Source organism: Microbacterium sp. S1037 (assembly GCF_048381605.1).
GTDB classification, from domain to species: Bacteria; Actinomycetota; Actinomycetes; order Actinomycetales; family Microbacteriaceae; genus Microbacterium; species Microbacterium testaceum_B.
Genome location: NZ_JBLWIG010000001.1, coordinates 39,819 through 58,918, shown reverse-complemented (window position 1 = coordinate 58,918; position 19,100 = coordinate 39,819). Strand labels below are relative to the sequence as shown.

The window sequence follows — 19,100 nt, the reverse complement described above, 5'->3', positions numbered from 1 at the left end:
ATATGGACGGCCGTCCCGTGCGCGGAACATCGCCCAACCCCAGCGGCGCGAAGCGAGTGCGCTATAATTCTGTACATGACTACGCTCTCGCTGGCCGACGCACGCGCCAACCTCTCGAAGCTGGTCGAGTCGGCGCGGACGACCCACGAGCGCTTCGACGTGACCAAGAACGGAGACCGAGTCGCCGTTCTCTTGAGCGCGGACGACTACGACGCGCTGCTCGAGACGGTCGATGTCCTGAGTCGCCCTGACGAGGTCGATGCAATCAGGCGTGGTCTCGCCGAGTTCGAGGCTGGAGACGTCTTCTCGGCTGCGGAGGTGCGTGCTGCGATGCGCGCGCGAGGTCGCCTTTCTGCATGAGCGACGGTTGCGAGGTCGTCTTCACTCGGAGCGCCCGTCACGCGCTCGAGCACGACCTTCTCGAGAAGGTGGCGGCTGCGGCTTTCGAGTTCATCGTCGGCGCGCTCTGCGAAAACCCGCGACGAGTAGGGAAGCCGCTCCGGGAACCCTTGGCGCCGCTTTACTCGGCTCGCCGGGGCGAATACAGAGTGCTCTATCGGATCGTCGATGAGCGCCTGATCATCGAGGCCGTCTCCGTCGTTCATCGTCGCGACGCTTATCGCCGCTGATCCAGTCAGGTAATCCCGCTCCGGTCGGCGGCACCTAATCGAGACTCTCGCCTTCGAGGCGTGGGTGCGCGATCGGGGCCTCGCTCGTCGTCACGGTGGTCCAAGACGTTGTCGGTGCCGTCTGGATGGCCGTGAGAGAAGCAGTCGGATCCGGCGAGCCTCAGCCGCCGCGGGTCAGTCGCGGAGGTGAATGTCCCGGGTCAGGTGAGCCGGATTCACCCCGACGGTGCACACATGGATGTCGCCTTCGGGAACGAACTCGGACCGATGGCGGGCTTTCGTGGCGCGGCATCCCTGCGCATGTACGCGAACACCGGTCTCGATGGCTTCGCGGCGCTGGGCCCCGGGCAGCCGATCGCGTTCTACGACGTCGCCGACGTGGCAGGGCCCGCTTCGTGATCCAGCCGAGCAGGCGCTGCGTTTCTCCTGGGGCGGCGACGGGAGCTCCGAACCCTCCGCCGCTTGCGGCTCCGGACGCCTGTATTGCGTTCTCCGTACCACCCGCCCTCACCCTCACAGCCTTTCGATAGGGTCCATTCAGTCGACGGAAACGGGGGCTGGCTCGACGTGGAGAATCGGGAATTCGAGGAGCGTGCGGCTCCGCAGAGCCGCCTCTCGCCGGCCCGGATCGCCCGGTGTGTCATCGCCCTCCCCGCCGCTCTCCTCGTCGTTCTTTTGAGCGCGCCGCCGGCCCTGGCATCCGATCGAGGAGAGCCGACAGACCTCATCCCGCGAGACGGCGCGTACTTCGGGTCGATCCTCGACTGGAGCAGCGACAGCGTCGCCGACCAGGCCGAACGACTCGGTGCACCCAGCGCGATCTATCAGCGCGATGTCTCGTACCCCCTCACGGACGTGGAGAAGGGGTATCTGGCGGGCTTCTTCGACCAGACCGCTGAGGCTGGGGCGATCGCGGTGGTCGCGGTGAACCCCACGGTGCCGCTGGCCGAGCTCGACCGCGGGGACGCCGAGGCCTTCGTCGACGCGCTCGACCAGATCGCCCGGCCCACGGGCGCCCCCCTGTACCTCAGCTTCGCGCCCGACATGAACACGACGTGGGTGGGGTGGGGGCAGCGACCCGAGGAATACGGCGACGCATTCACCCTCTTCGCCGACGTCGTGCACGAGCGACTCCTCGACGCGGCTCTCGTGTGGTCGCCGTTCTGGGGCGGGGACTACCCGTTCGCGGCGACGTCCACCCCCGCACCCGCGGGGACCGACACCGACGGCGACGGCGCTCTCACCTCCGCCGACGATCCGTACGCGCCCTACTACCCGGGCGACTCCGCGGTCGACGCGGTGGGGCTGTCGCTCTACTTCGACGAGACGGGCGGAGTGGAGGCCCGCAACGTGGTGCCGGCCCCGGACGCCTTCGTCTCGCGCCTGACCGGCGCTGACGAATCCGGCACCCCGGACTTCGCCGGTGTGTACTCCTCACCGGACCGGCCCCTGCTGATCGAGACGGCGGCCTTCTACAGCGCGAGCGTCGGCGGTGCCTCCGAGCTCGAGGTCAAGTCGGCCTGGTGGCGGCAGATCGAGGGGGCGGTGGCATCCGGTCGCCTTCCCTCGCTCGCTGCGGTCATCTGGGAAGACACCGCCACCACGCGCGGCGTCGTGGGCGAGACGGTGATCGACTGGTCCGTGACCCTGTCGTCGGATGCCGTGCGCTCGGCTTTCGTCAGCGACCTGCGCTCTTCCGACCTGGTGCTCGGCCCGGTGCGCGAGCCCTCGGGATCGTCTGCCGTATCGACCCCCGTGGAGGGGTGGGCGGGCTGGGTCCTCGTCGCGGTGGTCGTCGCCCTCATCGCGGGTCTGGTGATCTTCGCGGCCCGCGGCTCGACCCGCGCTCAGCGACTGCGGTACGCCGGCTCGCCCTCGAGAGACGCCCGCATCGACCTCTTGCGCGGTCTCGCGATCGTCTTCGTCGTCGTGAATCACCTCGGTCTCGCGAGCTACCTGCAGATCGGTACGCAGGAGTTCCTGGGTGTCGTGTCGGGCGCGGAGCTGTTCGTTCTGCTCTCGGGGGCCGTGCTCGGTCTCGTCTACCGGCCGAAACTCGTGTCGGGTGGCATCGGAGAGATCGTGATCCGCACCGCCGGGCGCTCGTGGAAGCTCTACCGCACCGCGCTGGTGGTCGTGGTGCTGATCTTCTTCCTGTCGCTCCTGCCCTTCCTCAACGGTCGGGCGGTCACGACGTTCACCGATCAGGGCACGGGCGCAGCCGGTCCTGGCGCAACGGGACGGGTGTACGACCTCTACGCCGGAGCCGACCGACTGCTGCAGTACCCCGTGGATCCGCAGGTCGTGATCGACTTCCTCCTCCTGCGGATGGGGCCCTGGCAGTTCAACGTCATGGGGCTGTACGTGGTTCTGCTGCTGATCTCCCCGCTCGTGCTGTGGGCGCTCGGGCGGCGGTGGTGGCCGGGGGTGCTGGGCGCGAGTCTCGCGCTCTACGTGGTGGGCCACGTCACGCGGTTCCGGTTGGTCCCCGCCCAGTTCGAGGATTCCTTCCCGCTGCTGGTGTGGCAGCTGCTCTTCGTCGTCGGGATGGTCGCCGGGTTCCATCGCCGAGAGATCCTCGCCTGGTTCGCCACGCGGGCGGGCCGGGTCGCGTTGATCGCGATCGTGGCGGTCGCCGTCGCGCTGATGCTGTTCTCGTGGAACAACCCGTACGCGCCGGCCCCGGGCGACCCGCGCCTCGCCCTGATCTCCGACAACACGTTCCGCGGCGTCTATGGAGCGCTGTTCGAACGCACCTATCTCGCCCCGGGTCGGCTGATGAACGTCCTCGTGCTCGTGGTGGCGCTCTACGCGCTGCTCACGGCCTTCTGGAAGCCGATCGCCGCGATCGCCGGCGGCTTCCTCATCCCGCTCGGACAGTCCACGTTGTACGTGTTCGTCATGCACGTGTTCTTCGCCCTCGCGGTCGCCAGCATCCCGTTCCTCACACGCGGCGACCTCCTGCTCGACACCCTCGCCAACGTCGTGGTCCTGGCCCTCCTGTGGGTCATGGTGCGCACGCGATTCCTCTTCGCGGTGGTGCCGCGATGAACGGGCCGGAAAGGACGGATGCCGTGACCGACGACACTCGCATCAGCGAAGGCCGACTGCTCGTCCTGCGGATCGTCGTCGTGCTCACGATCCTTCTCGGGGTCAACTACGTCTCGTGGCGATGGCTGTTCTCGCTCAACTGGGATGCGTGGTGGATCGCCGTCCCGCTCATCGCCGCCGAGACCTACAGCCTGATCGACGTGTGTCTGTTCGGGATGATGATGTGGAAGGCCCGCGGCCGACCGGCGCCGCCCCCACCCGCCGAGGGTCTCGCCGTCGACGTCTTCATCGCGACGTACAACGAACCAATCGACCTCGTGATGACCACGGCTCTCGCCGCGCAGCGCATCCGCTATCCGCACCACACGTGGATCCTCGACGACGGCGGACGCGCCGAGATGCGCGAGCGTGCCGAGGCCGCGGGCATCGGGTACATCTCGCGCGGGGCCGAGTGGGACGATCGTCCGCGGCACGCGAAGGCCGGGAACATCAACAACGCCCTGCAGGCAACCGACGGCGAGTTCATCCTCATCCTCGACGCGGACATGATCCCCCGACCCGAGATCCTCGACCGCACGCTCGGCTACTTCAGCGACCCGCTGGTGGCGCTCGTCCAGACGCCGCAGGTCTTCAGCAACGTGGCCACGGGTGATCCCCTCGGCAGCCAGGCGCCGCTGTTCTATGGTCCTATCCAGCAGGGCAAGGACGGCTGGAACGCCGCCTTCTTCTGCGGCTCGAACGCGATCCTGCGACGCGAAGCCCTCATGCAGCTCGGCATCGTCGGGTACGTCCGCGAATTGGATCAATCGGTCGCTCGCGCGTTGCGCAGCGCGACGCGCGTGATCGAGAAGGCGCGCTCCTCACCCGCGGCATCCGACCCCGCGGTCTCGGCGGCTCTCGACGAGGTGGCGGCCGGGGTCGCGGAGGCCCGTTCGCGTCTGCGTGCACGCGAGCCGCTGGGCGAGGTCACGTATCGCCTGCACCGCCGAGTGGATGCCGCCACCCAGTCGATCGTGGCGTCCGACGTCGCGGGGATCGACGACGACCTGCGGGAGCTGGCCGCCCTGGCCGGGCCCGCCGGGGCGGGATCGACGCCCGAGGAGCAGGCGTTCGACGTGGAGCAGGCCGTCGCCGCGCTCGCGACGCGCGAACTGTCTCCGCTGAACGCGCTCGAGGCCGTGCAGGCGGTGCTCCGCACCATCGGCGTGGACCGCGCCGGAGAGGCGCAGCCGGTCATGCCGCTCGCGACCATCTCGGTGACCGAGGACATGGCGACGTCGATGCGCATGCACGGCATGGGGTGGAAGAGCGTCTATCACCACGAGCTGCTCGCCGACGGTCTTGCGCCGGAGGACCTCGGCACCATGCTCACCCAGCGGCTGCGCTGGGCGCAGGGCACCATGCAGGTTCTCCTGCGCGAGAACCCGCTCGTGCAGTGGGGCATGTCGCTACCCCAGCGGCTGATGTACTTCGCCACGATGTGGAGCTACCTGTCGGGGTACGCCGCCGTGGTCTACTTCGCCGCCCCCATCATCTTCCTGGTGCTCGGCATCCTTCCCGTCCACGCGTACGCGGGGGACTTCTTCGCGCGGTTCATCCCGTTCATGCTCGTCAATCAGCTGCTGTTCTTCGTCGCGGCGAAGGGGGCTCCCACGTGGCGCGGGCAGCAGTACAGCCTGGCGTTGTTCCCGGTGTGGTTGAAAGCGTGCTCGACGGCGTTCACGAACGTCGTCCTGCGGATTCCGCTCGGTTTCGCCGTGACCCCGAAGACGCGTCCGAGCACGAACGGGCCGCAGTGGCACCTCATCAAGACCCAGCTGGTCGTCATGGGGCTGCTGGTCGTGGCGATCATCGTCGGCGCCATCCGCCTGTTCGTCAACGGTGCCGAGCCGATCGGCACCGCCGTCAACATCGCGTGGGCGATCTACGATCTTGTGGTGCTCAGCGTGCTCTTCCAGGCGGCGACCTTCACCGGGTACGACCCCGTCGCCGAGGCTGAGCGGCTCGCCGAGCACGGGCGGCGGTCGTCGCGAAAGGAGCGCCGATGAGTGTGACCATCCCGGAGTTCGACGATGCAGCCCGGCAGCGGGCGATCGAGGAGCTCGGCATCCTCGACACCCCGCGCGACGAGCGCATCGACCGCGTCACGCGCCTCGCCCAGGAGGTGTTCGGCGTGCCCATGGTGAGCGTGACGCTCCTCGACCGCGACCGGCAGTGGCGCAAGTCCGAGATCGGTCTCGGCGGGCGCGAGGCGCCGCGCGAAGATGCGTTCTGCGACTTCACCGTGCGAGAGGGGCGCACCGTCGTCATCCCCGATGCGAGCGCCGACGAGCTCTGGGCCGCGAACCCCTTCGTCGAGGGAGACCCGCACCTGCGCTTCTACGCCGGTCATCCCCTGCAAGCGGCCGGGGGCGAACGCATCGGGACCCTCTGCCTGCTCGATACGAAACCCCGCTCGCTCGACGAGCGCGAGGAAGACCTGCTCCGCGACCTGGCCGCGTGGGTCCAGTCCGAGATCCTCCGGCAGAACGAGCTCGATGACGCCGTGGCGGTGCAGAGCACCCTGCGCCCCCGCACGGCGCCGGAACTCCCCGGATACGAGATCGCGGCCGTCACCGTCGCCGCGGGCCAGATGTCGGGCGACCTCTACGACTGGTACCCGGTCGGAGAGGGGGTTCGCTTCACTCTGGCCGACGTCATGGGCAAGGGCCTCGGCGCGGCCCTCCTGGCGGTCGGCCTGCGCGCCTCGCTACGCACGCTCCCCGATCGAGAGCTCCTGGATGCCATCCGCGAGGCGGACCGCCTGCTGGAGGCGGACGTCGCCGACCTCGGCACCTTCGTCACCGCGTTCCACGCCCAGCTGGAGGCGGGTACGGGCATCCTGCGCTTCGTCGATGCCGGGCACAGCCTCGGCTACATCCTGCGCGCGGACGACACGTGGGAGCACCTCTTCTCCACCGGGATGCCGCTGGGGATGGGGTTGGCGGACGCGCGCGCCGAAGCCGAGACGAGGCTCGCTCCGGGCGACATCTTCATGGTGTGCAGCGACGGTCTGCTGGATGTGCTGGATCCGTCCGATCCCCTCGGGCACGTACGGCGCGTTCTTCGCGAGCATGGCATCGTCGGCGCCCTGGACGAGGCCGCGCGGCTCGCGCGCGGCGCGACGGCGACGGACGACGTGACGGTGATGGTGGTGGCGCGCGACGGCGACGTCGCCTGGGAAGGAGCACGATGAACATCGAACGACGCGAGTCTGCGGACGCGGTCGTCCTGGGGGTCGAGGGAAGGCTCACGGCCGCGGTCGCCCCGCAGCTCCGAGCGGAGGTCTCGGATCTCGTCGCGGCCGGTCGGACCCGGCTCGTCGTCGACCTCGAGAGAGTCGACTTCATCGACTCCTCTGGTCTCGGGGCACTCATCGGTGCCCTGAAAGCGACACGCGTCGCCGGGGGAGACCTGAGGATCGCCGCCGCGGGGGAACAGGTGCGACAGGTGTTGCGCCTGACCAACCTCGATCGGGTCCTCCATGTGTACCCCGACGCCGACGGTGCGTTCGATGGTGTCTGAGATCACCGTCACCCGCGAGGGGGCCGCGACTCTCGCGTTCGTCGAAGGGCTGCACGGCGCGCTCGAGGAACTGGCTCAGAGCGTTCCGCACATCGCTGAGGACGACTTCTCGCTCTTCTCTCTCGCGGTCATCGAGATCGCCACGAACATCGCGGTGCACGCACCCCGGGGCGGTGACGAGGTCTCGCTGTCGGTGGAGCTGTCGGCCGGCGACGAACTGCGCGCTGTCCTGCGCGACTCCGCACCGCCGGTGCACCTCGACCTCACCGCCGCCACGATGGCCGACGCGCTCGCCGAATCGGGCCGCGGTCTCGCGATCGCGGCTGCGGTGTGCGACGAGCTCTCGGTCGAGCGCCGCCGGGGGAATCTCTGGCGCCTCGTCCGCCGTGTCGGTCCCCGCTCCGTGTGAGATTCCCCTGACCCTCACACGATTCTCAGCCGCGCGTCCCTAAGATGGCTCCGACCTGTGGCCGCGGCCCAGGTGCGATGCGATGCCCGGCCGGATGGCATCCGTCCCCGAAAGGACCCGAGTGAGCAAGAGCACGACCCCGCGCGGGCAGAGAACCGTCGCGCGTCACGGACGTCTGCGGACGCTCAGCCCCGCCAGTCAGATCCTCCGCGGCGTCGCCGTGGGCCTGGCCGTTCTTCTCGTCGCGGGCTTCGGAGTCGGTGCGTACGCGATCTACGACCTGTCCTCGAGCTTCACCGCCGACGCGGTCGAGCTGAAGGGCCAGCCCGCCGTTCCTCCCGACATCGGCGAGCTCAAGGGCGGCGTCAACATGCTGCTCGTCGGCACCGACGAGTGCGAGCCCGCCTTCGCCTCGCTCTTCGGCGACCGCTGCTCGGGCGACGACTCCGAGGGCAGTCTCAACGACGTCAACATGCTCGTGCACATCTCCGACGAGCCGCGACGCGTGACCGTCATCTCGTTCCCGCGCGACCTCATGGTTCCGATCCCCTCGTGCACGGATGCCAACGGCAACGAGACCTCCGCGATGAGCAAGCAGCAGATCAACAGCGCTTTCTCGTATGGCGGTCTGTCGTGCGTCGTGCAGACCATCTCGAAGCTCAGCGGACTCGAGATCCCGTTCGCGGCGAAGGTCAGCTTCGGCGGCGTCATCAACATCACCGACGCGATCGGCGGCGTCGACGTGTGTATCGCCAACGGCATCAAGGATCCGTACACGGGCATCGACTGGCCCGCAGGAATGCGCACGGTGCAGGGCCTCGACGCGCTCCAGTTCCTGCGCACCCGTCACGGGGTCGGCGACGGGGGCGACCTCGGCCGCATCTCGAACCAGCAGCAGTACATGTCGCGCCTGGCCAACAAGCTGAAGAGCCAGGAGGTGCTGTCGAACCCGGCGACCCTCTACAAGCTCGCCTCGACCGCGCTACGTAACGTCGACCCGTCGACATCGCTGACCAACCCGCTGACGCTCGTTCAGATCGCGTCCGCCGTGAAGGACGTCCCGTTCAGCGAGATCGTCTTCATCCAGTACCCGACGTTCACGGACTCGGCCGACCCGAACCGAGTCGTGCCCGACTACGACGCGGCCGACACGCTCTGGGCCGCCCTCGCGGCGAACCAGCCGCTGCAGCTCTCGGGCAACCTGAGCGACGGAGACGGCGTGGTCGTCGACGAGAACGTCCAGCCCACGCCGACCGACACGGCCACCCCGGCACCGACCGACAGCGCCGCGCCCACCCCCGACCCCTCTTCGTCGGCGATCACCCTGCCGTCGGAGATCGCGGGTCAGACCGCGGCGCAGGCGACCTGCTCGAACGGCAACGTCCGCTGACGCTCTCGCCCTGGCATCCCGGCCGGTTCGGATTCGGATGCCAGGGCGCGAGCGGGTAGTATGAACCGGTGTGCTCGCGCCTCCGGCGTCGATCACCTGGAGACGTCGCATAGTCAGGCCTAGTGCACCACCCTGCTAAGGTGGAGTCCCCGTAAGGGGACCGAGGGTTCAAATCCCTCCGTCTCCGCACCATGAGAAAAGCCCCGGTTCGCCGGGGCTTTTCTCGTTGCTGCGTCAGTCGAGACTCTGTTCGCGGAGGGCGGCGACGACGGTGTCGATGAGCAGATTCGTCTCGTCCGAGCCCACGGCGAAAGGCAGGAGTCGATCGCCGGTCGTCGTCAGAAGGATGCCGGCGGGCCGCTCCGGGGGAACGCCGAGGGACTCGGCGAACGTCCCCGACAGATCGGTGTGGATCGGTTCGTCGGTCGCGGGGCGCCGATCGTCGCCCACGGCGGCGATGAGGCGGACGTCGATGGCACCCAGCTCGGCCAGGTCGGTCGTCGCGCGCTCGATCAGCGCCTCGCACGGCGCACAGCCGCGGCGCACGAACAGCAGGAGCTGCGCGCGCCCGCGCAGTGCGCGCTGCCGCGGAACCACCACCGTTCCGTCGGGGGTGAGCAGGGACAACTCCGCCGCCGAGGTTGCCGTCGCCGAATCGGGCCGGAAGGACGCTCCGATCACGGCGACCGCGGCGCCGGTCACGGCGAGGGCCAGCATCGACACGGGGTCTCCGAAGGTTCGCGGCAGAAGGGCGATCGAGGGCGGGTCGACGACCGACCCCGCGAGTGTCGCCGCGGCGAGGACGGTGAGGGCGACGTTGCGCGCCGTCATCCACGGGCCGACCCGGGTGGATGCCACCCGTCCGAAGCATCCGCACTCGTCGGTGGAGTGCTGCTGCTGCGCGCGGACGGCGACGGCGAGAAAAGCCAGCGTCACGACGAGGGAGGCGACGGCCGTCCAGGAGGAGAGCTCGCGCGTGCCGAAGGCGAGCCCGAGGGCGACGGCGAGCTCCGCCGACGCCACCGCGGCGACGGTCGGCCGGGCGGGAAGAGCGCCGAGTCGGAGGGCGCGCATCGTCGTCGCCGCGGAGCCGAGATCGAAGAGCTTGCTCACCCCGCTGACGCCGAGGACGACGAGGAGCAGCAACGGAGGGAGCGTGGTGAGGACGGGCATCCTTTCAGCATCGCTTCGCCCGGGAGCGGACGGGGGAGCGTGCCGGGTGAAATTCGGCCACGGCGGGGTGATGTGCTCTGCCACACTCTGACTCAGGGCGCGCTGGGCGTTCCGGACAGGGGGAGAGCCGTGACCACGGCGGAGAAGCACATCACTCGTTCACACAGACACGCGCCGCTGCGCCGCGAGCATCGCCGCACCCACACCATCTGGTTCTTCCTTGGGGGCTTGGCGGTGTGGTTCTACCTCGGGATCGTCGTGCTGCACATCCTGCGAAACACGGCGGTGGAGGAGACCTGGATCTTCGTCGGCGCCGCGCTCGTTCCGGCGACGATCTTCTGGATCATGGTGCATCGGCTGCGCACCACCGACACCATCACCGCGGTGAATCTCGTCGTCGCCGCCGTGATCGGCGGTACGCTCGCGATCACCGCCGGAGCGACCCTGGACAAGCTGATCGGGATGATCCCGCAGGCGGAATTCGGGGGGAAGGGCATTCTCGCGCTGTCGATGGCCGGCTTCGTGGAGGAGCTGTGCAAGGGAATCGTCATCGTCATCGTCGGTTGGAAGCTCGCGAAGAGCACGCGGAACGGTCTCTTCGTCGGCGGTGCCGTCGGCCTCGGATTCGCGGTACTGGAGACCATGTTCTACATCGCCTCGTCGGTGGGCGGCGCTGACCCGATCATCGACGCTGCGCGGGAGGCCGTCGGCCGCGGTCTGCTCGCTCCGTTCGGCCACGTCCTCTGGAGCTCGCTCTTCGGTGCGGCGCTCTTCACGGCCGCGGCGAAGACGGGTCGCTTCCGCCTGTCGTGGCTTGTGCTCGGGACGTACGTGGGGGTCGCTCTGTTGCACGGTGCATGGGATGGGTCGGGCGGAATCGTCCTCGCTCTGACGGGAAGCGACCTTCTGTCCCTGCTCGCGGAGTTCGGCGGGTCGCTTGTCGTGATCGCGATCGGCGTGCCGATCTGGCGTCATGTGGCGAAGAAGCATCCCGCGCCCCCGCTCCCCGACGACAGCGTGTCGGATGCCGCCGCGACGCAGCCGACAGCTCCGACGAGTCCGGTTCCCGCCTGACCTGCTCCCTGGGCCGCTGCGGTGGAGGGTCCGGTCCGCGACGACGGGCCCCTCCGTCTCGGCAGCGCCGATATCCTCACTGAAGACTCTCGTCGCCTTCCCCTACCCCCGGAGAATCTCCATGTCTGTCGGTCTGCTCGCCGTCGTCGATGACATCCTCAGTGCCGCCATGAAGGCGAGCGCGAAGACCGCGGGCGTCGTCATCGACGACGCCGCCGTCACTCCCCAGTACGTGCAGGGGCTCACGCCCGCGCGCGAGCTCCCGGTGGTCTGGAAGATCGCGCTCGGCAGCATCATCAACAAGTACGTCATCATCATCCCGATCGCGCTGCTGCTCGAGGCCTTCGCGCCGATGGTGCTGCCGTACCTCCTCATCGTCGGTGGCGCCTTCCTCTGTTTCGAGGGCGCCGAGAAGGTGCTCGAGTGGTTCGGCGTCAGCCACGGAGAGCACGACGACGACGGCCCGCGCGACGAGAAGAAGCTCGTGCTCGGCGCCGTCCGTACCGACCTCATCCTCAGCACCGAGATCATGCTGATCGCGCTGTCGAGTCTCGACCCCGACTTCGGGATCTGGATGACGTTGGGTGCCCTCCTCATCATCGGTCTCGCCATGACGGTCGTCGTCTACGGTGCCGTGGCGCTCCTCGTGAAGATCGACGACATCGGGCTGCGGTTCATGAAGAGCCCCTCGCGCGGGGTCCGCCGCTTCGGCGTGCGGGTCGTGGCATCCATGCCCGCGGTGTTCCGGGTCATCAGCATCGTCGGCACCGTCGCGATGCTCTGGGTCGGTGGACACCTTCTGCTACAGAACCTCGCCGAGACGCTGTGGGCGGGGCCGTACGACCTCGTGCACGTCGTGACGCACGCGATCGAGGCCGCGGGACCCGTGATCGTCTGGATCGTCGAGACGGCGATGTCCGCGGTGTTCGGCCTGGCGATCGGGCTCGTCATCGTCGCCGTGATCACCGGGATCACGCGCCTGACGAAGCGCGGAGGGCACTCCGACGAGAGCGCCCCCGCTCCCTCGCACGTCGACGGCTGACCTCCGTCGCCGAGCGGGGAGGCCTTGAACGGCCGTGGCGCGCGACATAGCGTGGGGCCGTATGACCGACCGACTGGCCCCCGCCTCCGACCGACTGAGCGTGACGCCCCAGAGCCCCGCCGCTCGACGTGCCGCCCTGGTCGTGGCCTGGCTCGTCGTCGCCGTGGCGCTCGCTGTCCTTCTTCTGCGCTTCCCGCCCGCTGACGCTCTCGGTGCCCTCGCGGAGGCTGCGAGTGTCTCGACCGGCGTCGTGCTGTTGTCTCTGGCGGCGCTGCTGTTCTCGGCATCCCTGCTCGTTGGAAACGAAGGGCAGCATCGCGGCGTCCGGCGGGTCAGCCTCGTCCTCGGTGTGATCACTTTCGTGCTCGGGCTCTGGTCCCTGTGAGCTGATCGGTGCGGAGGGTTCAGATCGGCGAAGCTCCGAAGCGCTCGCGCAGCTCGGCCTTGACGATCTTCCCGGAGGCCGTGCGGGGAAGCGCCTCGACGACGACGACATCCTTGGGCAGCTTGTACCGCGCCACCTGCCCGTCGAGGTGTGCGCGCACGGCGGCCGTGTCGACCGTCGTCCCCTGGCTCACGGTCAATACCGCCAACGGAACCTCTCCCCACCGGTCGTCCGGGATGCCGATGACGGCGACGCCCGTGACTCCGGGTATGTCGGCGATGAGGGCTTCGACCTCGGCCGGGTAGATGTTCTCGCCGCCGGAGATGATCATGTCTTTCGATCGTCCGCAGATGTAGAGGTAGCCGTCGGCGTCGAGGTACCCGAGGTCGCCGGAGCGGAACCACCCGTCGTCCGTCTTCGCCGCGCGCGTCGCCTCGTCGAGACCGAGGTAGCCGGCGAAGACGTTCGGTCCCGTGACGTGGATCTCTCCTACGGTGCCGGCGGGGACGGGGCGCCCCTCGTCGTCGACGACGCGCACCTCGGTGAAGAAGTGCGGGAGACCGACACTGCCCTGCTTCGCCCGCGTCATGTGCGGAGCGAGCGAGGTCGCCCCGGGCGAGGTCTCGGTCATGCCGTACCCCTGCGAGAACGACAGTCCGCGCTCTTCCCACGCCCGCAGGATGCGGTCGGGGACGGCGGATCCGCCGCAGGTGAGGGTGTGCAGGCTCGAGATGTCGGTGCTCGCCCAGGAGGGGTGGTCGGCCATGAGCTGGAAGGTCGTGGGGACCCCGGAGATCATGGTCACGCGGTGCTGCTCGACGAGGTCGAGCGCGCGGCCGGCCTCGAACCCCTTCTCGAGGACGAGGGTCCCGCCCTTGAGGACGACGGGGAGTGCGCCCATGCCGAGAGAGGCGACATGGAAGAGCGGCGAGATCATGAGCGCCACATCGTCCGAGACGACGTCGTAGTCGATGATCGTGTACACGGCCACCGCGGTCAGGTTCTCGTGCGTGAGCACCGCGCCCTTGGGCCGACCCGTCGTGCCCGAGGTGTAGACGACGGCGGCGGGGGCGTCCGGTTCGGCGATCACGAGAGCGGGGGCGGGGCCGGCGGCATCCATTCTCCGATCGAAGCCCGCTTCGCCGTTGCGGCCGGACGCTCCGGTGCGGATGCGTCGTGGCGGACTCGCGAGACCGCTCTCGATCGCGTCGAGACGGTCGTCGAACACGGCGTCGTGGATGAGCACGCGGGCGCGGCTGTCGGTGAGGACGTGGGCGATCTCGGGCCCCGCGAGGCGGGTGTTGACCGGGACGAAGACGGCGCCCATGCGCACCGCGCCGAACAGTGTGACGAGGAAATCGGGGCTGTTCTCGCCGAGGTAGGCGACGGTGTCGCCCGTGCCGACGCCCTCCTCGACCAGGACGGCGGACACCGCCTCGGCGCGGTCCGCGAGCTGCCGGTAGGTCAGTCGCTGGTTCTCGCCGAACACCACGGCGGTCTTCTCGGGTGATCGCAGCCGGCGGCGGGGGAGCCAGGCTCCGAGTCCTTGGGTTCTCATGCGCGGTCTCTTCTTCGAGTGCGGATTTCGCGAAGGGGGTCGGGGCCCGCGCGTGGCGGGCCCCGGGCGGCTCACGCGTAGAAGCGGTAGAGGCCGCGCGCGACGACGGCGGGCTTGCTGCCGCCCTCGATCTCGATCGTCTGGTCGACGGCGAGCTGGTAGCCGCCGGCGATCTCGGTGATTTCGGCGACGACGGCGTTCATGCGCACGCGGGCGCCGACCTTCACCGGCGAGATGAATCGGACCTTGTCGAGGCCGTAGTTCACCTTGGTGGTGACGCCCGTGACGTCCAGCAGCTCGGTCCAGAACTTCACGGCGAGCGACAGGCTGAGGAAACCGTGGGCGATCGCGCCGCCGAAGGGGCCGTCCTTCGCGCGCTCGGGATCGGTGTGGATCCACTGGTGGTCATCGGTCGCGTCGGCGAAGAGGTCGACGCGGTCCTGCGTGATCTCGAGCCAGTCCGACCAGCCGAGGTCGGTGCCGGCGAGGCCCGCGATGTCGTCGTAGGCGATGGTGGTGGTCATGCGTTCTCCTTGGAGGGGGTCGAGAGACCGAGGAGGCGCGCGGCGTTGTCCTTGAGGATCCCCGGCATCACCTCGGCTTTCAGGGCGGTCTGCTCGACGTCGCGCATCCAGCGGTCGGGGGTGAGCAGGGGGAAGTCCGAGCCGAACAGGATGCGGCTCTTCAGGAAGGAGTTGGCGGCTCGCACGAGCTGCTCGGGGAAGTACTTCGGGCTCCAGCCCGACAGGTCGATCCACGTGTTGTGCTTGTGCGTGGCGACCGAGATCGCCTCGTCCTGCCAGGGCACCGAGGGGTGGGCCATGATGATCTGCAGGTCGCCGAAGTCGGCCGCGACCGCGTCGAGCAGCATCGGGTTCGACAGGCCGAGGCGCAGGCCCCGCCCGCCCTTCATCCCCGCCCCGATCCCGGTCTGGCCCGTGTGGAAGAGCGCGACCACGCCCGCCGCCTGCAGCAGCTCGTAGAGCGGGTAGTGGCGCTCGTCGCTCGGGTCGAAGTTCTGCACGGTGGGGTGGAACTTGAACCCGCGGACCCCGGAGTCCTCGATGAGTCGGCGCGCTCGGTCGACCGCGTCGACGCGGTTCGGGTCGACGGAGCCGAAGGGGATCAGGGCGTCGTTGTGGCGCGCGGCCCCCGCGGCGATGTCCGCGCTGGAGAGAGGGGGGTGATCGAGGTGGCTCTCGGCATCCACCGTGAAGACGACCGCGGCCATCGACCGCTCGCGGTAGTACTCCGCGATGCTGTCGAGGTCGGGTCGTGCGGCGTCCACGGCGAAGTAGCGACTCGCAGCTGCCGCCAGATCGTCGGGCAGCGAGGCATGGCCGTGCCCGTCGATCTCGACATGCACGTGCACGTCGATGGCCGTCAGCGCCGCGACGTCGATCGCGGATTCGTAGCGAGTCATCGCGGTCAGGCGGTCGGAGCGGGGCGCTGCAGGTCGGCGGGCAGAGCGGGGAAGCGCTCCCCGACGCTCTGCAGCTCGCCGACGGCGTCGGCGAAGCCCTCGTGCAGCGCCTCGAACGTCCATCCGCCCTCGCGGTACGCCGTCGCGACGGGCTCGGGGTGCGACCACAGCTGGAGACGGTCGCCGCCGATGCCGATGGCCTGGCCCGTCACGCCGGCGGCGGCGTCGGAGGCGAGATAGGCGACGAGACCGGCGACGTCGTCGGAGGTGCCGAAGCCGAGGTCGTGCCGGAAGAACACGGGCATGGGCTCGCCGGCAGCGTCGGCCTCGACGGCGGCGGCGAAGTAGGGGACCGTCGCAGTCATCGCGGTGGCGGCGACGGGGATCACGGCATTCGCGGTGATGCCGGCCTTCTTGAGCTCGAGCGCCCAGGTGCGCACCATTCCGACGATGCCGGCCTTGGCGGCGGCGTAGTTGGTCTGGCCGAAGTTGCCGCGCTGGCCCGTGGGCGAGCCGATGCAGATGATCCGCCCGGGGATCTCGTTCTGGCGCATGTAGGTGGCCGCGGCACGGACCGTGGTGAACGTTCCCCGCAGGTGCACGCCGATCACGGTGTCGAAGTCGTCGTCGCTCATCTTCCAGAGGACCGTGTCGCGCAGGACGCCGGCGTTGGTCACGAGGATGTCGAGGCGTCCGAAGTTCTCCACCGCGGCCGCGACGAGGGCATCGGCGGTCTCGGTCGGGCCGACCGGGGCGGCGACGGCGACGGCGCGTCCGCCCGCGTCGACGATGGTCTTCACCGCGGCGTCGGCGGTGGCGGCATCCACGTCGTTGATGACGACCGCGGCCCCCTGTCGGGCGAGCTCCTGGGCGTAGGCGAGGCCGAGGCCGCGGCCCGAACCCGTGACGATGGCGACTTTGCCGGTGAGCGACATGGTGAACTCCTTCGTGTCGTCGCCATCGTGGCATCCATTCGTTGAAAATGTCAATGATTGAATCTCGCTACACTGTTTTCATGACTCCCGCGGCCGACGACGGTGCCGGCGAGGCGTCGCGGCTGGAGCACGCTCCCCTCGCGGACGACCTCGGCTTCCTGCTCGCGCGTGCCGCGGCGATGTCGCAGGCGGCGGGCAACGAGGCGCTCGCGGCGCACGGGCTGAAGGTGCGGTCGTACTCGGTGCTCGCCCTCGCCGTCACCGGCGGGCGGCCCTCGCAGCGCGAGCTCGCGGCCTTCCTGCGACTCGACCCGAGCCAGGTGGTGGCCCTTATCGACGATCTCGCGCGGCGCGGGCTCGTCACGCGGGAGCCCGACCCGCGCGATCGCCGCGCGAACGTCGTGGCCGCGACCCTCGAAGGGCGGGCGCTCTACCGTCGTGCGCTCGTCGACGTCGAGGCGGGGGAGCGGCGCGCGCACGCGGCGCTCTCACGCGCCGATCGGGCGGAGCTGGCGCGGCTGCTGCGAGCGGCGGCGTTCCCGGCCGAGGGCTGAGGGGCGCCCGCTCCCGGCTCACGTGCCCGGGACTCTCGCCCCTAGGCGCGCCCCCCGGGTTCAGGCCCGGGTTCACGCCCGCGGCTCGGGCTCCGGATCCGCGCCCCGGGCTCAGGCCCCGGGTTCGCGCCCCGGGTGCAGCCGCTCCAGCAGCTCCAGCCCATGCCGCGCCCAGGCGATCTCGCCCTCCGCGCGGTCGAGGAAACCCTCGTACGTGAACACCTTGAAAGCCACGATCGCGTCGTGGTCGTGCTCGGTGTCGCTCGCGAGGCGACGCTCCACGATCGGGTGCGTGCGTCGGCGGATAGCGTCCAGCTGCGCCTGCCACTGGGCGCGACGCAGCTCGTACTGCGCGATGTGCTCCTGCAGATGGCGCCGCGCGACCTCGGGCTCGGTCCACTCGAAGTAGGCCGCACGCAGGTGCGCCGGATCGCGTTCGTTCGGGTAGTCGATCGGCTCGCGCATCCACGCGCGGAACGCGGCGACGCCCTCGTCGGTGACGGAGTACCGCGTCTTCGTCGACTTCTCGCCCCACGGCACCGACTCATCGACCAGCAAGCCGTCGCGGACCATGCGCTTGAGCTCGGGATAGATCTGCGAGTCGGGGGCGTGCCAGACGTGCCCGACCGACACGTGGAAGGCCTTCGCGAGGTCGTATCCGGTCATGGGCTGGGCGGTCAGCAGGGCCAGGAGGGCGTATCGCAGGCTCACCGGCCGCCTCCTTCGCGCTTGCGGATGCCGAGCTTCCACCGTATCTTCTCCGCTATAACTATCTTGATAGTGAGTGGACAAGGGAGTGCACCATGCAGGAGGCAGTGACCGCGAAACTGCTCGACCACCCGCGCAACGCCTGGTACGTCGCCGCGTGGGACCACGAGGTCGGGCGCAAGAAGATCCTCGCCCGGACCGTCGCGGGTCGTCCCCTCGCTCTCTACCGCACCGAGGACGGCCGCGCGGTCGCGCTCGCCGACGCCTGCTGGCACCGCCTCGCGCCGCTGTCGCAGGGGGCGCTGGTCGGCCCGGAAGACATCCGCTGTCCCTACCACGGCATCACCTACGACGCCCGCGGACGCTGCACGAGCATGCCCGCGCAGGAGACGATCAACCCGAGTGCCCTCGTCCCCTCGTTCCCCGTCGTCGACCGGTACCGCTACGTGTGGGTGTGGGTGGGCGACCCCGCTCTCGCCGATCCCGCGCTCATCCCCGACATGCACCAGATGACGGATGCCGCGTGGACCGGCGACGGCCTGACGATCCACGCTCCGTGCAACTACCAGCTCATCCTCGACAATCTGATGGACCTCACGCACGAGGAATTCGTGCACTCCAGCAGCATCGGCCAGAAGGAGCTCAGCGAGAGCGAGTTCGTCACGAGCCACACCGACACCACCGTCACCGTCGAGCGGTGGATGCACGACATCGAGGCGCCGCCGTTCTGGCTGAAGAACATGCGCGACAAGTTCCCCGGCTTCTCGGGCCGCGTCGACCGCTGGCAGATCATCCACTTCGAAGCACCGTCGACGATCTGCATCGACGTCGGTGTCGCCAAGGCGGGCACCGGGGCGCCCGAGGGCGACCGCTCGCAGGGCGTCAACGGCTACGTGATGAACACGATCACCCCCGAGACCGCGCGCTCGAGCCACTACTTCTGGTCGTTCCAGCGCAACTACCGTCTCGACAGCCAGCTCATCACCACCCAGCTGCGCGACGGCGTGCACGGCGTCTTCGGTGAGGACGAGGCGATGCTCGCCGCTCAGCAGGCCGCGATCGACGCCAACCCCGACTACGAGTTCTACAGCCTGAACATCGACGCGGGCGGCATGTGGGTGCGCCGCATCCTTGAGCGGATGCTGCTCGCCGAGGGCCGCGACCACGCGCCCGCCCCGCGCCGCGGCGCTCAGCTGGTGCGCTGA

Annotated in this window: 20 protein-coding genes and 1 tRNA gene; 15 read left to right on the top strand and 6 right to left on the bottom strand. The window is 69.3% G+C overall.

All coding sequences use genetic code 11. The features are described from left to right. Positions 1 to 75: 75 nt before the first annotated feature. From ACMW4R_RS00265 to ACMW4R_RS00220, 10 genes are all read left to right on the top strand, one after another. Positions 76 to 360 (top strand): type II toxin-antitoxin system Phd/YefM family antitoxin, encoded by a 285-nt coding sequence (locus ACMW4R_RS00265; RefSeq protein WP_418298790.1) that lies wholly within the window; start codon positions 76 to 78, stop codon positions 358 to 360. Beyond that, a complete protein-coding gene (locus tag ACMW4R_RS00260; protein WP_418298789.1) occupies positions 357 to 629 on the top strand; it encodes a type II toxin-antitoxin system RelE family toxin in 273 nt (90 codons plus the stop codon). Before ACMW4R_RS00265 ends, ACMW4R_RS00260 begins: the two co-directional genes overlap by 4 nt. Before the next feature lie 234 nt (positions 630 to 863). Then, complete coding sequence (locus tag ACMW4R_RS00255; protein WP_418298788.1) at positions 864 to 1,028, top strand: hypothetical protein; 165 nt, start codon at positions 864 to 866, stop codon at positions 1,026 to 1,028. Positions 1,029 to 1,196: 168 nt separating this feature from the next. Continuing rightward, positions 1,197 to 3,680 (top strand): OpgC family protein, encoded by a 2,484-nt coding sequence (locus tag ACMW4R_RS00250; protein ID WP_418298787.1) that lies wholly within the window; start codon positions 1,197 to 1,199, stop codon positions 3,678 to 3,680. Beyond that, positions 3,677 to 5,728, top strand: coding sequence for a glycosyltransferase (locus ACMW4R_RS00245; protein ID WP_418298786.1), 2,052 nt, complete (start codon positions 3,677 to 3,679; stop codon positions 5,726 to 5,728). Before ACMW4R_RS00250 ends, ACMW4R_RS00245 begins: the two co-directional genes overlap by 4 nt. Further along, positions 5,725 to 6,915 (top strand): PP2C family protein-serine/threonine phosphatase, encoded by a 1,191-nt coding sequence (locus ACMW4R_RS00240; protein WP_418298785.1) that lies wholly within the window; start codon positions 5,725 to 5,727, stop codon positions 6,913 to 6,915. Before ACMW4R_RS00245 ends, ACMW4R_RS00240 begins: the two co-directional genes overlap by 4 nt. Continuing rightward, positions 6,912 to 7,244, top strand: coding sequence for an STAS domain-containing protein (locus ACMW4R_RS00235; RefSeq protein ID WP_058595334.1), 333 nt, complete (start codon positions 6,912 to 6,914; stop codon positions 7,242 to 7,244). Before ACMW4R_RS00240 ends, ACMW4R_RS00235 begins: the two co-directional genes overlap by 4 nt. Next, the gene (locus ACMW4R_RS00230; RefSeq protein ID WP_418298784.1) at positions 7,234 to 7,653 is read left to right on the top strand and encodes an ATP-binding protein; all 420 of its coding nucleotides are present in this window, start codon (positions 7,234 to 7,236) and stop codon (positions 7,651 to 7,653) included. The genes ACMW4R_RS00235 and ACMW4R_RS00230 overlap by 11 nt, the downstream gene beginning before the upstream one ends. Before the next feature lie 121 nt (positions 7,654 to 7,774). Then, positions 7,775 to 9,043, top strand: a complete 1,269-nt coding sequence (locus tag ACMW4R_RS00225) for an LCP family protein (protein WP_418298783.1) — start codon at positions 7,775 to 7,777, stop codon at positions 9,041 to 9,043. Positions 9,044 to 9,141: 98 nt separating this feature from the next. Then, positions 9,142 to 9,230: transfer RNA gene (locus ACMW4R_RS00220), tRNA-Ser, on the top strand. A gap of 47 nt (positions 9,231 to 9,277) precedes the next feature. Here the strand turns inward: ACMW4R_RS00220 and ACMW4R_RS00215 are convergent. Beyond that, entirely contained in the window at positions 9,278 to 10,216 is a 939-nt protein-coding gene (locus ACMW4R_RS00215) for a MauE/DoxX family redox-associated membrane protein (RefSeq protein WP_418298782.1), read from the bottom strand. Positions 10,217 to 10,450: 234 nt separating this feature from the next. On the opposite strand from ACMW4R_RS00215, the gene ACMW4R_RS00210 reads away from it, so the two are divergent. The 3 genes from ACMW4R_RS00210 to ACMW4R_RS00200 all read left to right on the top strand — a co-directional run bounded on the left by ACMW4R_RS00210 (position 10,451) and on the right by ACMW4R_RS00200 (position 12,717). Beyond that, the gene (locus tag ACMW4R_RS00210) at positions 10,451 to 11,290 is read left to right on the top strand and encodes a PrsW family intramembrane metalloprotease (protein WP_418299877.1); all 840 of its coding nucleotides are present in this window, start codon (positions 10,451 to 10,453) and stop codon (positions 11,288 to 11,290) included. Between the two features lie 121 nt (positions 11,291 to 11,411). Continuing rightward, positions 11,412 to 12,332: a DUF808 domain-containing protein gene (locus tag ACMW4R_RS00205; protein ID WP_058626705.1), complete on the top strand. Its 921-nt coding sequence runs from the start codon at positions 11,412 to 11,414 to the stop codon at positions 12,330 to 12,332. 61 nt (positions 12,333 to 12,393) lie between these two features. Then, on the top strand, positions 12,394 to 12,717 hold the full coding sequence (locus ACMW4R_RS00200; RefSeq protein WP_058626706.1) for a hypothetical protein: 324 nt from the start codon (positions 12,394 to 12,396) through the stop codon (positions 12,715 to 12,717). A gap of 19 nt (positions 12,718 to 12,736) precedes the next feature. Here ACMW4R_RS00200 and ACMW4R_RS00195 read toward each other — a convergent pair whose 3' ends face one another. The 4 genes from ACMW4R_RS00195 to ACMW4R_RS00180 form a co-directional block, all read right to left on the bottom strand. Beyond that, positions 12,737 to 14,275, bottom strand: coding sequence for an acyl-CoA synthetase (locus ACMW4R_RS00195; protein WP_418298781.1), 1,539 nt, complete (start codon positions 14,273 to 14,275; stop codon positions 12,737 to 12,739). A gap of 71 nt (positions 14,276 to 14,346) precedes the next feature. Then, entirely contained in the window at positions 14,347 to 14,799 is a 453-nt protein-coding gene (locus tag ACMW4R_RS00190; protein ID WP_058595342.1) for a MaoC family dehydratase, read from the bottom strand. Continuing rightward, a complete protein-coding gene (locus tag ACMW4R_RS00185; RefSeq protein WP_058613781.1) occupies positions 14,796 to 15,698 on the bottom strand; it encodes an amidohydrolase family protein in 903 nt (300 codons plus the stop codon). The genes ACMW4R_RS00190 and ACMW4R_RS00185 overlap by 4 nt, the downstream gene beginning before the upstream one ends. Positions 15,699 to 15,703: 5 nt before the next feature. Then, on the bottom strand, positions 15,704 to 16,633 hold the full coding sequence (locus ACMW4R_RS00180) for an SDR family oxidoreductase (RefSeq protein WP_418298780.1): 930 nt from the start codon (positions 16,631 to 16,633) through the stop codon (positions 15,704 to 15,706). A gap of 80 nt (positions 16,634 to 16,713) precedes the next feature. Here ACMW4R_RS00180 and ACMW4R_RS00175 point away from each other — a divergent pair, with 80 nt between their 5' ends. Beyond that, a complete protein-coding gene (locus ACMW4R_RS00175; protein WP_058595345.1) occupies positions 16,714 to 17,187 on the top strand; it encodes a MarR family winged helix-turn-helix transcriptional regulator in 474 nt (157 codons plus the stop codon). 111 nt (positions 17,188 to 17,298) lie between these two features. Here ACMW4R_RS00175 and ACMW4R_RS00170 read toward each other — a convergent pair whose 3' ends face one another. Next, entirely contained in the window at positions 17,299 to 17,898 is a 600-nt protein-coding gene (locus ACMW4R_RS00170) for a PadR family transcriptional regulator (RefSeq protein WP_363336925.1), read from the bottom strand. Positions 17,899 to 17,990: 92 nt separating this feature from the next. On the opposite strand from ACMW4R_RS00170, the gene ACMW4R_RS00165 reads away from it, so the two are divergent. Continuing rightward, positions 17,991 to 19,100: a Rieske 2Fe-2S domain-containing protein gene (locus ACMW4R_RS00165; protein ID WP_418298779.1), complete on the top strand. Its 1,110-nt coding sequence runs from the start codon at positions 17,991 to 17,993 to the stop codon at positions 19,098 to 19,100.